Origin of the sequence: Pseudonocardia xishanensis, assembly GCF_039541715.1 — a bacterium.
In the GTDB taxonomy this organism is placed as follows: domain Bacteria; phylum Actinomycetota; class Actinomycetes; order Mycobacteriales; family Pseudonocardiaceae; genus Pseudonocardia; species Pseudonocardia xishanensis.
In genome coordinates this window covers 22,407-35,643 of record NZ_BAABGT010000038.1, presented here as the reverse complement: position 1 = coordinate 35,643, position 13,237 = coordinate 22,407, and the positions used below count along the sequence as shown (strand labels likewise).

Below are 13,237 nucleotides of genomic sequence, written 5' to 3'. Positions count from 1 at the left end.
CCAACCGTGCGGATGTCACGGCCCGACGGCGGTCCGCGGGCCCGGCGCCACGATACCCACCGGTCCCGCCACGCCGTCCAGGTTCTGTCCCGGTATCGAGTCCGAAGGGGTGTGCTCCTGGGCTGGTCGGACCACCCGACCGCACGCTGAGTCGGCGCCGCCGTCACAGGCGTCTGTCGTGTTCTCGGACCGGCGCGGCCCCCTGCGCGACCCGGGCGACCGCGACGGGGAGGGAGACGACCGTCGTCAGGCCGCCGCCCGGGGTGTCCTCGGCGGTCAGGGTGCCGTCCATCACCTCGGTCAGCCCGCGCGCCACCGACAGCCCCAACCCGATCCCGGACGCCCGGCGGTCGCCCAGCTTCTGGAACGGGGCGAACAGCTTCTCACGCTGCTTCGGCGGCACCCCCGGGCCGGAATCGACGACGCGGAGCTCGGCGCGTCCGTCGTGCTCGCTCGCGCGCAGCACGACGGACGCGCCGCGCCCGTGCCGCAGCGCGTTGTCCACCAGGTTGGCCACGACCCGCTCCAGCAGCCCGATGTCGGCGACCACCTCGGGCAGTCCCGCGGGGATCTCCAGCACGACCCGCTCGGCCTGCGGCAGCCCGATCAGGGCCCGCGCGGCGATCTCGTCGTACCCGACCCGCTCCAGCAGCGGCCGCACGGCGCCGGAGGCCAGCCGGGACGAGTCGAGCAGGTTTCCCACCAGCCCGGTCAACCGGTCCGTGGACTCCTCCACCGTCTCCAGCAGCTCGGCGCGGTCCGTGCCGGAGAGCCGCAGCAGCGGGTCGCGCAGGCTCCCGACGGCGGCCTTGATCGAGGTCAGGGGACTGCGGAGGTCGTGGCCGACCGCCGAGAGCAGGGCGCCCCGGGTCTCGTTGACCTCGGCGCGGCGCCGGGCGCGGTCCGCCTCCTCCACGGCGCGCTGCCCGCGCAGCGCCATCAGGGCCTGGCCGCCGACGGTCTCCAGCAGCCGGCGGTCGTGGGCGGGCAGGGCGCGGCCGGTGCCGATGAGGTGCAGGCCGTCCTCCACCTCGACGTCGACGTCCGCGTCCTCGGGCCGTCCGCACTCCGGGGGCCCGGAGACCGCGACCCGGTCCCAGTGGCCGTCGGGCTCCTCCTGCAGCAGCGCGACGCAGCGCAGCCCGAAGGCCTCCCGCACCTTCTCCAGCAGCCGGGGCAGCGGGTCGGCTCCGGTGAGCACGGTGCGGGCGAAGGAGGCGAGCAGTGCCGCCTCGGTCCGCGCCCGGGCCGCCTGCTCGCCGCGCCGCGCCGCCCGGTCCACGACCAGCGCGACGAGCACCGCGACGACCACCATCGCGCCCACCGTGACGACGTTCTCGGGCTCGCCGATCGTGAACGAGTACAGCGGCGGGGTCAGGAAGAAGTTCAGCAGCAGCCCGCCCAGCAGCGCCGCGAACACCGCGGGCCCGAGGCCCCCGATCAGCGCCGCGACCACCGTGGCCAGGAAGAACAGCACCACGTCGGTGGACAACCCGACCACCTCGTACAGCGAGGCCCCGACGACGGTCGCGACGCCCGGCCCGAGCACGGCCGACACCCAGCCGAGGATCCGCCGGTTCATCGGCACCGCGCTGCGGATCCGCAGCGGCAGCCGCAGCCCGGTGGCACCCGCGGCGGCGTGGGTGACCATGTGGACGTCGATCGTGCCGGACTCCTGCACGACCCGGGCGCCGATGCCGGCGTCGAACAGCCGGGCCAGCCGGGAGCGCCGCGAGGTGCCGAGGACCAGCTGGGTGGCGTTGGCGCCGCGGGCGAACTCCAGCAGGGCGTCGGTCACCCCGCCCGCGCCGCTGTCCCCGACGACGGTGTGGAAGGTGGCGCCGACGTCGTCCGCCAGGGTCCGCAGCGCGGTCGTCGCGCCGACGGGGGCGCCGGCGAGCCCGTCGCCGCGGAGCACGTGGACGGCGAGGAGGTCGGCCTGGCCCGCGCGCTTGGCGATCCGGGTGGCCCGGCGCAGCACGGTCTCGGACTCCGGCCCGCCGGTCAACGCCACGACGACCCGTTCCCGGGTCTCCCACGTCTCCGAGATGTGCTTCTCGGTGCGGTGCCTGCGCAGCGCCACGTCGACCTCGTCGGCCACCCAGAGCAGGGCCAGCTCCCGCAGCGCGATGAGGTTGCCGACCTGGAAGTAGTTCGCCAGCGCCGCGTCGACCTTCTCGGCGGCGTAGACGTTGCCGTGCGCGAGCCTGCGCCGCAGCGCCTCGGGGGTGATGTCGACCAGCTCAATCTGCTCGGCGCGGCGGACGAAGTCGTCCGGCACGGTCTCGCGCTGCCGCACCCCGGTGATCCGCTCGACGACGTCGTTGAGTGACTCCAGGTGCTGGACGTTCACCGTGGCCAGGACGTCGATGCCCGCGGCGAGGATCTCCTCCACGTCCTCCCAGCGCTTGGCGTTCCGCGAACCGGAGACGGAGCCCGCGGAGTCGACCATCGACGCCGGCGCGTTGGTGTGGGCCAGCTCGTCGATCAGCACCACCTCCGGGCGGCGGGCGAGGACGGCGTCGACGTCGAGCTCGCCCCCGACGGCGGTGTGCCTGCGCGGCAGGATCTCCAGACCGTCGAGCAGGGCGGCGGTCTTCGCCCGGCCGTGGGTCTCGACGACCCCGACGACGACGTCCGTGCCGCGGTCACGACGGCGCCGGGCCTCGCACAACATGGCGTAGGTCTTGCCCACGCCCGGCGCGGCGCCGAGGTGGATCCGCAGCTCGCCGCTCGCGGAGCCTGCGCGCTCGGCGCCGGGGTCGCCGTCGCTGTGCGAGGACCCGGTCATGGCAGTCGTCCCTGCGCCTGCGCGACGGCGAGGTTCAGCTCCGTCACGTTCACCGTGGGCTCCCCGAGGAAGCCGAGCACCCGGCCGTCGGTGGCGCCCGCGACCAGCCCCGCGACCTCGTCGGCGGGCAGGCCCGTGACCCGGGCGACCCGGTTGACCTGCAGCGCGGCGTAGGCCGGGCTGATGTCGGGATCGAGGCCGGACGCGCTCGCGGCGACCGCGTCCGCGGGGACCGCCTCCGGGGCGACGCCCTCGCGCTCGCCGATCAGGGCGCGGCGCTGCGCGACGGTGTCCAGCAGGTCGGTCGAGTCGGCCGCCTTGTTGGACCCACCGGAGGTGGACGTGTCGGTCGGTCCGAGCACGTCCTGCGACGACGCCGAGGGCCGGGTGTGGAAGTACGGGTCCGCGGCCGGGTCGGCCGGGACGGGGTCGACGGCGACGACCGACGAGCCGACGGCCCGGCCGTCCCGGGTGATCACCGATCCCTCGGCGCTGCCCGGGGCGATCCGCGACAGGCCCCAGACCACCAGTGGGAACACGATCCCGCAGAGCACGGTGAACACGAGCAGCAGGCGCAGACCGGTCGAGGTCTGTCGGAGCAGGGTGGACATCTACATCCCCGGGATGAGTCGGACGAGCAGGTCGATCAGGAAGATGCCGACGAACGGCGTCACGACGCCGCCGAGGCCGTAGACGAGCAGGTTGCGCCGCAGCAGGCTCGATGCCGAGCTGGGCCGGTACCGCACGCCGCGCAGCGCCAGCGGGATCAGCACCACGATGATCAGCGCGTTGAAGATCACCGCCGACACGATCGCGGACTGCGGCGAGTGCAGACCCATCACGTTGAGCAGGCCCAGCGACGGGTGGAGCGCGGCGAACATGGCGGGCAGGATCGCGAAGTACTTGGCCAGGTCGTTGGCCACCGAGAAGGTGGTCAGCGCCCCGCGGGTGATCAGCAGCTGCTTGCCGATCTCCACGATCTCGATCAGCTTCGTGGGGTCCGAGTCGAGGTCGACCATGTTGCCGGCCTCCTTGGCCGCGGCCGTCCCCGTGTTCATCGCGACGCCGACGTCCGCCTGGGCCAGCGCGGGCGCGTCGTTGGTGCCGTCGCCGGTCATGGCGACCAGCCGCCCGCCCTCCTGCTCCCGCTTGATGTAGGCCATCTTGTCCTCGGGTGTGGCCTCGGCGATGTGGTCGTCGACGCCCGCCTCCGCGGCGATGGCCCGCGCGGTGCGCGGGTTGTCGCCGGTGACCATGACCGTGCGGATGCCCATCGCGCGCAGCTCGGCGAAACGCTCCGCGATGCCGGGTTTGACCACGTCGGACAGCCGGATCACCCCGAGCACCCGCGCGTCGCGGCCGCTCGGCGAGGCGGCCTCGACGACGGCGAGCGGGGTGCCGCCCTCGTCCCCGATGGCGTCCGCGATCCGCTCGACCTCGGCCCACACCGGGGACTCCGGCGCACCCCAGGCCTTCGCCGCGGAGCCCGCACCCTTGCGCACCGACCGCTCCGGCAGGTCCAGCCCGGACATCCGGGTCTGGGCGCTGAAGGGCACGAACTCCGCGCGGGCCTCCGCCGCGGAGGCCTCCGCGGACAGCCCGAACTCCCGCGCGCAGAGCTCGACGATGCTGCGCCCCTCCGGGGTCTGGTCCGCCAGGCTGGACAGCCGGGCGGCGACGGCGAGCTCCTCCGCGGTGGCGTCGGAGACCGGGAGCAGCTCGGTGGCGCGCCGGTTGCCGAAGGTGACGGTGCCGGTCTTGTCCAGCAGCAGGGTGTCGATGTCGCCCGCCGCCTCGACGGCGCGGCCCGACTTGGCGAGCACGTTGCGCTGCACGAGCCGGTCCATGCCCGCGATGCCGATCGCGGAGAGCAGGGCGCCGATCGTCGTCGGGATCAGGCAGACGAGCAGGGCCACCAGCACCACGACGTCCTGCGGGCCGCCCGCGTAGGCGCTCATCGGCTGCAGGGCCACGACCGCGAGCAGGAAGACGACCGTCAGCGCCGAGAGCAGGATCGTCAGCGCGATCTCGTTGGGGGTCTTCTGCCGCGACGCCCCCTCGACGAGCGCGATCATGCGGTCCACGAAGGACTCACCGGGCTTCGTGGTGATCTCCACGACGATCCGGTCGGACAGCACGGTCGTGCCGCCGGTGACGCTGGAGCGGTCCCCGCCCGCCTCGCGGACGACCGGCGCGGACTCGCCGGTGATGGCGGACTCGTCCACGGTCGCGATGCCCTCGACGATGTCGCCGTCACCGGGGATGGTCTCCCCCGCCACGACCACGACCCGGTCGCCGACCCGCAGCTCGGTGCCCCCCTTGGTGGTGCCGTCCACGAGCCGCGCGACGGTGTCCCGCTTCGTCCGGCGCAGGGTCTCGGCCTGCGCCTTGCCGCGCCCCTCGGCGACGGCCTCGGCGAGGTTGGCGAACAGCACCGTGAACCACAGCCACACGGCCAGCAGCCAGCCGAACAGGCTCGGCGAGAAGATCGCGTCGAGCGTGACCAGCACGGAGCCGACACACACCACGAACATGACCGGGTTGCGGAGCTGGGCCCTGGGGTGGAGCTTGCGCAGCGCCTCCGGCAGCGCGGCCCAGAGCTGCGCCGGCCGGAACGCGCCCGCCTCGACGGGCGCGCCCGCCGACTCGACGGGCTTCTCCAGAGTGGTGGTCACGAGAGTGCCTCCGCGAGCGGCCCCAGCGCGAGCGCCGGGAAGAAGGTGAGGGCGGCGACCAGGATGAGCGTCCCGCCGACGAGGACCCCGAACAGCGGCTTGTCGGTGGCGAGGGTCCCGGCCGTGGCCTCGACCCGCTTCTGCCGGGCGAGCGAGCCCGCCAGCGCGAGGACCGCCAGGATCAGCACGAACCGGCCGAACACCATCGCCAAGCCGAGCGTCGACTGGAAGAAGTCGCTGGTCACGGTGATGCCCGCGAAGGCCGACCCGTTGTTGTTGGCGGCGCTGGCGAAGGCGTAGAGGACCTCCGAGAAGCCGTGCGCGCCGTCGTTGTTCAGCGCGTCGAGCGTGCCCGGCAGCGCGATCGCCAGACCGGCGCCGAGCAGCACGATCGCGGGCATCACCAGGATGTAGACCGCGGCGAACGTCACCTCGCGCTGCCCGAGCTTCTTGCCCAGGTACTCCGGGGTGCGCCCGACCATCAGGCCGGCCAGGAACATCGCGATGATCGCGATCACCAGGATGCCGACCAGCCCGACCCCGACGCCGCCGGGTGCGACCTCGCCGAGCAGGATGTTCAGCAGGGTCACCCCGCCCGCGCCGCCGCTGTAGCTGTCGTGCAGCGAGTTCACCGCGCCCGTCGAGGTCCCCGTCGTCGAGACCCCGAACAGGATCGAGCCGGGGATGCCGAAGCGGGTCTCCTTGCCCTCCAGGGACCCGGCCGCGATCCCGGCGGCGCCGTTGGGGTGGGTCTCGGCGAACCACGCCACCGCCAGCAGCGCGCCCCAGAGCGCGCCCATCACCGACAGCAGGACCGTGCCCTGACGACGGTTGCCCACCATCGTGCCGAACGTGCGCGTCATCGAGACCGGGATGACGAGCATCAGGAAGTTCTCGAACAGGTTCGACAGCGCGTTCGGGTTCTCGAACGGGTGCGCCGAGTTGGCGTTGAAGATCCCGCCGCCGTTGGTGCCGAGCATCTTCACCGCCTCCTGCGAGGCGGTCGGGGCGAGCGGCACGGTGCTGCCGCCGATGTCCACACCGGAGCGCAGCGACATCGTCACGCCCATGGCCAGCAGGCCGACCGCCGCGACGAGGGACAGCGGCAACATGATCCGCAGCGTGGCCCGGGTCAGGTCGACCCAGAAGTTGCCGATGCGGTCGGTGCCCGCGCGGACGAAGCCACGGATCAGCGCCGCGGCGATCGCGAGCCCGACGGCGGCGGACAGCACGTTCTGCACCGTCAGCCCGGCCATCTGCACGGTGTTGCCCACCACCTGCTCGGGCACGTAGGACTGCCAGTTCGTGTTGGTGACGAACGAGATCGCCGTGTTGAACGCCATCGACGGCTCCACCGCGCCGCGGCCGAAGGACATCGGCAGCACCGGCTGCAGGCGCTGCAGCAGGTAGAGCAGCACGATCGAGACGAACGAGAAGCCCAGCACACCGAGGGCGTAGGTGGGCCAACGCTGCCCGGACCGCGCGTCGACCCGCACGAACCGGTAGAGGGCGGCCTCGATCCGCCAGTCCTTCTCGGACGTGAAGACCCTGGCCATGTAGTCGCCGAGCGGGGCGTAGCAGGCCGCGAGCAGGACCAGCAGCAGCGCGACCTGGAGCAGGCCCGCGAGAGTGTCGTTCACGACCGTCCCCCCGCGGGACGGAGCACGTCGGGACGCATCAGAACCTCTCCGGCCGCAGCAGCGCCACCACGAGGTAGACGAGCAGTGCGAGCGCGACGACTCCGCCGACGACGTTCGTCACGAGATCGGCGGTACTCACAGGCGCTCCAGCCCACGCAGGCACAGCACCAGGACGGCGAACCCGCCGACCAGCAGCAGTGCGTAGAGCACATCGGCCACCGGACAACTCCCTCTCCACTCTCCGCCGGGACCTCCGACGGAGCCGGGAGCGAGTCTGTGCGCGGGCGGGACCGTGCGGACAGCGGTGCTACGCGACCTTGATGCCGATCTCGGCGATCTTGACGCGTCCTTGATGCGCCTACGCGATCCCCAGGACGCCGGCGACGACGCGCGGGAGGACGCGGTCGAGCACGTCCTCGCCGTCCCCGGCCCCGCCGGGGGCGGCGATGGCGGCGCTCAGGTTCGGGTGGCGGCCCTCCGCGACGATCGCGGTGAGGTACTCCACCTGAGCCGCCTGCCAGTCGGCCGAGCTCCGTCCCGCGGCGACCTCCAACCGGGTCAGCTGGGCGACCAGGCCGGTGGCCAGCGCGATCGCCTCCATCTTGGCGCCGCCCGGCGCCTGCACGTCCCGCAGGATGGCCAACGCGTACTCCAGGAACGCGACGCTGCGCGGCGTGAGCGGCGCCTGGCCCTGGGCCAGGTCCAGCAGCCACGGGTGCCTGCGGTAGACGGCCCGGAGGTCGTGGGCGAGGACGAGGAGGTCGCCGCGCCAGTCGCCGGTGACGGGTGCGGTCAGGTCGAGCTCGCCGGTGGCGGTGTCCAGCATGAGCTCCAGCAGCTCGTCGCGGCTCCGGACGTAGCGGTAGAGCGAGGTCGCACCGGCCCCGATGGCGGCGGCGACCCTCCGCGTCGACACGGCGTCCAGCCCACCTGCGTCGGCGAGGTCGATGGCGGCGGCGGCGATCCGGTCGCGGCCGTGCTCCGGGGTCGGCCCCCGCCCGCTCCGCTCCCTGCGGAGCCAGATGCTCCGGCTCTCCGGCATCCCCGGACTCCTTTTCCGCGTACAGCGCTCGCAGTGTAGTACCGTTGCTACTGCGAACACTGCTCACAGAAGGAGTGAGGATGACGAACGACCCCGCGGTCTCCGTCGAGGGCCTGGTCAAGGCCTACGGCTCGGTCCGCGCCCTCGACGGGCTCGAGCTCACCGTCCGACCGGGCACCGTGTGCGCCCTGCTCGGACCCAACGGCGCGGGCAAGACGACCGCGGTCCGGGTCCTGGCGACCCTCGTGACGCCCGACGCCGGGCGTGCCCGAGTGCTCGGACACGACGTCGTCACCGACGCGCTCGCGGTCAGGCGCTCGGTCGGGTTGGCGGGCCAGCACGCCGCGGTGGACGACGACCTGACCGGACGCGAGAACCTCGTGGTCCTGGGCCGGATGCTCCACCTGGGCCGCCGCGGGGCCCGCGCCCGGGCGGACGAGCTCCTGGCCGAATTCGACCTGGCCGACGCCGCCGACCGGCTCGTGAAGACCTGGTCCGGCGGCATGCGGAGGCGGCTCGACCTGATCGCCAGCTTCGTCGTCCCGCGCCCGGTCCTCCTGCTCGACGAACCGACGACGGGCCTTGACCCGCGCAGCCGCACCGAGATCTGGGCGACCGTCCGGGGTCTGGTCGCCGCGGGCACCGCCGTCGTCCTCACCACCCAGTACCTGGAGGAGGCCGATCGGCTCGCCGACGACGTCGTGATCATCGACCGGGGCCGTGCGGTGGCCACCGGATCGCCCGACGCGCTCAAGGCGAGGATCGGGGTCCGTATCGACATCGAGGTGGACAGCCCCTCGGACCTGCTGGCGGCGGCGTCCGCCCTGGCCGCGGTCTCCGGTGCGGCACCCGAGGTGGATCCCGATCGCCGTCGGGTGAGCGCCCCGACGTCGGACCACGCCGTGACCCTCCCCGCCGTCGTCCGTCACCTCGACGCCGCGGGGGTGGCGATCACGGACGCCGCGGTCCGCCGCCCCACGCTCGACGAGGTCTTCCTGACCCTCACCGCGAAGGAGCACGCCGCATGAGCACGCTCGACACCCGCCCGCGTCCGCTCACCGACGGGGCCGCGGCGGCGGCCCGGATGTTCGCCCGGATGCGCCACGACCCGACCGCGATCGCCGTGACCGTCGGCGCGCCCGTCGTCATGACGCTCATCTTCGGCTACGTCTTCGGGCCCGCCATCGCCCTGCCGGGCGCGGGGGACTACCGCGAGTTCCTCGTCCCCGGACTGTTCGTGCTGATCGCGTTCAACCCGGTCCCGGCGATGGTCACCATGGCCCGGGACGCGGGGCGCGGATCGGTCGACCGCTTCCGGTCGCTCCCGATCAGCCGCGCCGCCATCCCGTTCGGCCAGGCGGCGGCCGCCGCGGTCTACGGCGCGGCGTGCCTGCTGCTGATGGCCGTGTGCGGACTCGCCGTCGGCTGGCGGATCGACGGCGGCGTGCCTGCCGCCCTCGGCGCGCTCGGCATCCTGGTCGCGGCCCAGTTCGCGTCGACCTGGATCGGGATGTACCTCGGGCTGGTCATCGGCAGGGAGGAGACCGCCTCGCAGCTGTCGATCCTGGTCCTGCCGCTCGCCATGCTGTCGACCATCTTCGTCCCCACCGCAGGCATGCCCGCCTGGCTGCGCACGGTCGCGGACTGGAACCCGGTGAGCGCCTTCGCCGCCGCGGTGCGCACCCTCTTCGGCAACCCCACCGCCCCGACGAACGACGCCTGGCCGCTGGAGAACCCGATCACGGCCTCACTGGCGTGGGTGGCCCTGTTCCTGCTCCTGTTCGTGCCCCTCTGCTCCCTGCGGTACGCCCGGCAGGAGAGGTGACGAGGACCGCTCGGGCGGCCCCGGGCGGCTCGACGCGGATCCTGCCGGTCGAGCCCGTCGGCGGTCGAGCGCCGCGGCACCCGTTGGTCACCTTCACCGCCTACGGTCCCTCGCATGACGGGTGCGCAGGTTCGACGGCTGGGTCCGGGCGACTCGGTCGTGATCGGGCTGGCGTCGATGCTGGGGGCCGGGGTGTTCTCCGCCTTCGGGCCCGCCGCCGCGGCCGCGGGCAGCGGGATGCTGGTCGCCCTGGTCATCGCCGGGATCGTGGCCTACTGCAACGCCACGTCGTCGGCCCGGCTCGCCGCGCGCCACCCGCAGTCCGGCGGCACCTACGTCTACGGGAGACGGCGGCTGGGGCCGGTGTGGGGGTTCACGGCGGGCTGGGGGTTCGTCGTCGGGAAGACGGCGAGCTGCGCGGCGATGGCGCTGACCTTCGGCGCGTACGTCTGGCCCGCGCACCCGAGCGTGCCCGCGGTCGTGGTCGTCCTCCTGCTGACGGCGGTGAACCTGCTCGGGGTGACCCGGACCGCGCTCGCCGCGCGGGTCCTGCTCGCCCTCACCCTGGCCACCCTCGTGCTGGTGGTCGCGGCGGGCCTCGCCGGCGGGCACACGGCCCCGGTCGAGGCGCCGACCGGCGGCCCGCTCGGGGTGCTCCAGGCCGCCGGCCTGCTCTTCTTCGCCTTCGCCGGGTACGCCCGGATCACCACCCTCGGCGGGGAGGTGCGCGACCCCGCGCGGACGATCCCGCGCGCGGTCGCGATCGCGCTGGGCGCGGTGCTGGTGGTGTACGCACTGGTGGGCACGACCGCCCTGCTCGTGCTCGGCCCCGCCGGGCTCGCCGGTGCCACGGCCCCGCTCGTGCAGGTGGCCACCGCCGGGGGGCTCGCCGCCGCGGAGCCCGTGGTCCGGGTGGGCGCGGCGGCGGCCTGTGCGGGGGTGCTGCTCACCCTGGTCGCCGGGGTCGGGCGCACGCTGGCCGCGATGGCGGCCGACGGGGAGCTGCCCCGGGCGCTGGCGCCCGTCGACCGGCGGACCGGGGTGCCGCGGCGGGCCGAGCTCGCCGTGGGCCTCGTGGCGGTCACGGTGGTGCTGACCGCGGACCTGCGCGGCGCCATCGGGTTCGCGGGGGTCGGGGTGCTCGTCTACTACGCGATCGCCAACGCGGCGGCGCTCACCCTGGGACCGGGCAGGCGAGCCGTCGCGGTGGCGGGGCTGGTCGGGTGCGTCGTGCTCGTGGTCACGCTGCCGGTCGAGGCGGTCCTGGTCGGCGCCGCCGTGTTCGCCGTCGGGCTCGAGGGCAGGGCTGTGCGGATGCGGCTGGGCTGAGCCTCCCCGGCGGTGTCGAGTTGCCGGCCCCCGGGACCACGGTTAGCGTCGAGGACGAGCAGCGACATCTCGGCCCTCATGCCCTGGACCCGGCGTGGCGTACGACCACCCGTCGTCCGGGGCCCCTCGTTCCGGGCCCTTCACCGGCGGCGCGCCCCGTCCTCGCTGCCCTCCCGTCGAGCCATGTGCGGGTCACCCGAGTCGTCCTCAGTGGACGGCACACGTCCACCGACCCCAGGGGTTCCCCATGTGCCACGGACCCGTCCCCGATCACCCCGCCCGACGTGGCCGCGGCCCAGCGGCAGCTCGCGTGGTGTCAGTGGGCCATTCCCGCGCTGACCGCAGACATGATCGTCCTCTCCGCCGTGCACGGCGAGCAGCAGCGCCCCGGGCAGCAGCTCGCCGGCATCCTCACCACCCCCGGGCGGTGGCTCAATGCCGCCGCGTGACCGCCTCGCCGAGCTGTCGTCCGCGGGCGTGTCGGTCCGGCTGACGACCTCCCGCGAACGGCTGCGCTCCGGCGGCCTCGCCGCGCTGATCCGCGAGCGGAGCGTGGTCGGGGTGACGACCAACCCCACCGTCTTCGCCACCGCCCTGGCCCGGGGCGAGGCCTACGACCAGCAGGTCCGTGAGCTCGTGGCCGCGGACACCGACGTTCCCGCGGCCATCCGCGCGATCACGGTGGCCGACGTGCAGCAGGCCTGCGACCTGTTCCGCGGCACCTGGGAGACCAGCGGCGGCGTCGACGGGCGGGTGCCCCTCGAGGTCGACCCGACCCTCGCCGACGACACCGACGCGGACGCCGTGGACCTGTGGCGCACCGTCGACCGGCCCAACCTGGCGTCGTTCTTCGTCTCCCGGGTCGACGGGGAGATCGACCGACGGCTCGACGCGCTCCAGGCCGTCGGCATCGACCTCACCGAGGTGTTCCCGGCCCTGGAGCGGGACGTCGAGGGGTGACGGCTCGGGTTGCCGGGTCCCGGCCCGGCCCCTACCGTCATTCGGACAGCAGCGTTCTCGCTGTTCATGCCCCGGACCCCGGCGTGGCGCACCACCACCGGCGAGTCGGGCCCCCACCTCGGCTCTCGTCCACGCATGGGAGCTCCAGATGTCACACGCCACCACCCGCCCCGCGCCCGGTCGGGGGCTCCGTGTTCTCGCGTGACACGGCGGCGGGCCTCGAGCAGGTCGTCCTGGTCGACGACCGGGGCAGGCCGGTCGGGGCCGCGGACAAGGCCACCGTCCACCAGGCCTCGACCCCCCGCCACCTCGGCTTCTCCTGCTACGGCTTCGACGACGCCTGCCGGGTCCTGGTCACCCAGCGCTCCCGGCTCAAGCAGACCTTCCCGCTGGTGTGGTCCAACACGTGCTGCGGGCACCCGGCCCCCGGCGAGAGCGTGGCGGCCGCGGTGCGCAGGCGGCTCCACCACGAGCTCGGCGTCCGGGCCCACGAGCTGACGATGGTGCTGCCGGACTTCTCCTACCGCGCCGCGAGCGGCGGGATCGAGGAGAACGAGCTGTGCCCGGTCATGGTGTGCCGGATCGAGGAGATCCCGCTCGCCCGGCCGGACGAGGTCGAGTCCTGGCAGTGGTGGTCGTGGCCGCACCTGGTCCGGGAGGCCGGGAAGTCCGACTCGATCCTCTCCCCCTGGGCGCGCCTGCAGATCCCGCTGCTCGCCGCGCACCGCCCGGTGTCCGCGGCGGCATCGACCGGGTGAGCACCCTCGGGACCGGCCGCGGCTCGTTCGACGACCGCCTCGCCGCTGTGCCCGACCTGGCGGCGCTGCTCCGCGACGCCGAAGCCGCGGGTGGGGTGCGGGGAGCCGGGCCGCTGCGTCAGGGCTCCCGGCGCCGGGTGGCGGGCCGGGTGCTCCTGGTCGGGGACGCCGCGGGGTACGTCGACGCCTGACCGGGGAGGACCTCGCCCTCGCCCGC

At 74.0% G+C, this 13,237-nt stretch carries 12 protein-coding genes and 1 pseudogene; 7 read left to right on the top strand and 6 right to left on the bottom strand.

The genetic code is table 11. From position 1 onward, the window contains the following. Positions 1-163 precede the first annotated feature (163 nt). The 6 genes from ABD993_RS16205 to ABD993_RS16180 all read right to left on the bottom strand — a co-directional run bounded on the left by ABD993_RS16205 (position 164) and on the right by ABD993_RS16180 (position 8,148). Positions 164-2,791 carry a DUF4118 domain-containing protein gene (locus ABD993_RS16205; protein ID WP_345418387.1) on the bottom strand — a complete coding sequence of 876 codons (2,628 nt, stop codon included), beginning with the start codon at positions 2,789-2,791 and terminating at the stop codon, positions 164-166. Next, a complete protein-coding gene (locus ABD993_RS16200) occupies positions 2,788-3,402 on the bottom strand; it encodes a potassium-transporting ATPase subunit C (RefSeq protein ID WP_345418384.1) in 615 nt (204 codons plus the stop codon). The genes ABD993_RS16205 and ABD993_RS16200 overlap by 4 nt, the downstream gene beginning before the upstream one ends. Further along, positions 3,403-5,466: a potassium-transporting ATPase subunit KdpB gene (gene kdpB / locus ABD993_RS16195; protein ID WP_345418381.1), complete on the bottom strand. Its 2,064-nt coding sequence runs from the start codon at positions 5,464-5,466 to the stop codon at positions 3,403-3,405. Beyond that, entirely contained in the window at positions 5,463-7,106 is a 1,644-nt protein-coding gene (gene kdpA, locus ABD993_RS16190) for a potassium-transporting ATPase subunit KdpA (RefSeq protein ID WP_345418378.1), read from the bottom strand. The genes kdpB and kdpA overlap by 4 nt, the downstream gene beginning before the upstream one ends. A 37-nt stretch (positions 7,107-7,143) precedes the next feature. Further along, on the bottom strand, positions 7,144-7,245 hold the full coding sequence (kdpF, locus tag ABD993_RS16185) for a K(+)-transporting ATPase subunit F (RefSeq protein ID WP_345418375.1): 102 nt from the start codon (positions 7,243-7,245) through the stop codon (positions 7,144-7,146). Positions 7,246-7,464: 219 nt separating this feature from the next. After that, on the bottom strand, positions 7,465-8,148 hold the full coding sequence (locus ABD993_RS16180) for a TetR/AcrR family transcriptional regulator (RefSeq protein ID WP_345418372.1): 684 nt from the start codon (positions 8,146-8,148) through the stop codon (positions 7,465-7,467). Between the two features lie 80 nt (positions 8,149-8,228). Between ABD993_RS16180 and ABD993_RS16175 the strand changes: the two genes are divergently transcribed. The 7 genes and pseudogenes from ABD993_RS16175 to ABD993_RS16145 all read left to right on the top strand — a co-directional run bounded on the left by ABD993_RS16175 (position 8,229) and on the right by ABD993_RS16145 (position 13,211). Next, positions 8,229-9,176, top strand: a complete 948-nt coding sequence (locus ABD993_RS16175; protein ID WP_345418369.1) for an ATP-binding cassette domain-containing protein — start codon at positions 8,229-8,231, stop codon at positions 9,174-9,176. Further along, on the top strand, positions 9,173-9,973 hold the full coding sequence (locus tag ABD993_RS16170) for an ABC transporter permease (protein ID WP_345418366.1): 801 nt from the start codon (positions 9,173-9,175) through the stop codon (positions 9,971-9,973). The genes ABD993_RS16175 and ABD993_RS16170 overlap by 4 nt, the downstream gene beginning before the upstream one ends. Positions 9,974-10,087: 114 nt before the next feature. Further along, a complete protein-coding gene (locus ABD993_RS16165) occupies positions 10,088-11,302 on the top strand; it encodes an APC family permease (RefSeq protein WP_345418364.1) in 1,215 nt (404 codons plus the stop codon). Positions 11,303-11,586: 284 nt separating this feature from the next. Then, positions 11,587-11,751: a hypothetical protein gene (locus ABD993_RS16160; RefSeq protein ID WP_345418361.1), complete on the top strand. Its 165-nt coding sequence runs from the start codon at positions 11,587-11,589 to the stop codon at positions 11,749-11,751. After that, positions 11,738-12,199, top strand: a pseudogene (locus ABD993_RS16155) (transaldolase family protein); the annotation flags it as partial. The gene ABD993_RS16160 and the pseudogene ABD993_RS16155, both read left to right, overlap by 14 nt. A 254-nt stretch (positions 12,200-12,453) precedes the next feature. Further along, positions 12,454-13,020 (top strand): isopentenyl-diphosphate Delta-isomerase, encoded by a 567-nt coding sequence (gene idi, locus ABD993_RS16150; RefSeq protein ID WP_345418358.1) that lies wholly within the window; start codon positions 12,454-12,456, stop codon positions 13,018-13,020. After that, positions 13,017-13,211, top strand: coding sequence for a hypothetical protein (locus ABD993_RS16145; protein WP_345418355.1), 195 nt, complete (start codon positions 13,017-13,019; stop codon positions 13,209-13,211). The genes idi and ABD993_RS16145 overlap by 4 nt, the downstream gene beginning before the upstream one ends. Positions 13,212-13,237: the final 26 nt, after the last annotated feature.

Bases quoted from the DNA above. Each gene is read 5' to 3' on its own strand.
- ABD993_RS16205 (WP_345418387.1), bottom strand. From the start codon at position 2,791: ATGACCGGGTCCTCGCACAGCGACGGCGACCCCGGCGCCGAGCGCGCA.
- ABD993_RS16200 (WP_345418384.1), bottom strand. From the start codon at position 3,402: ATGTCCACCCTGCTCCGACAGACCTCGACCGGTCTGCGCCTGCTGCTC.
- ABD993_RS16180 (WP_345418372.1), bottom strand. From the start codon at position 8,148: ATGCCGGAGAGCCGGAGCATCTGGCTCCGCAGGGAGCGGAGCGGGCGG.
- ABD993_RS16175 (WP_345418369.1), top strand. From the start codon at position 8,229: ATGACGAACGACCCCGCGGTCTCCGTCGAGGGCCTGGTCAAGGCCTAC.
- ABD993_RS16170 (WP_345418366.1), top strand. From the start codon at position 9,173: ATGAGCACGCTCGACACCCGCCCGCGTCCGCTCACCGACGGGGCCGCG.
- ABD993_RS16165 (WP_345418364.1), top strand. From the start codon at position 10,088: ATGACGGGTGCGCAGGTTCGACGGCTGGGTCCGGGCGACTCGGTCGTG.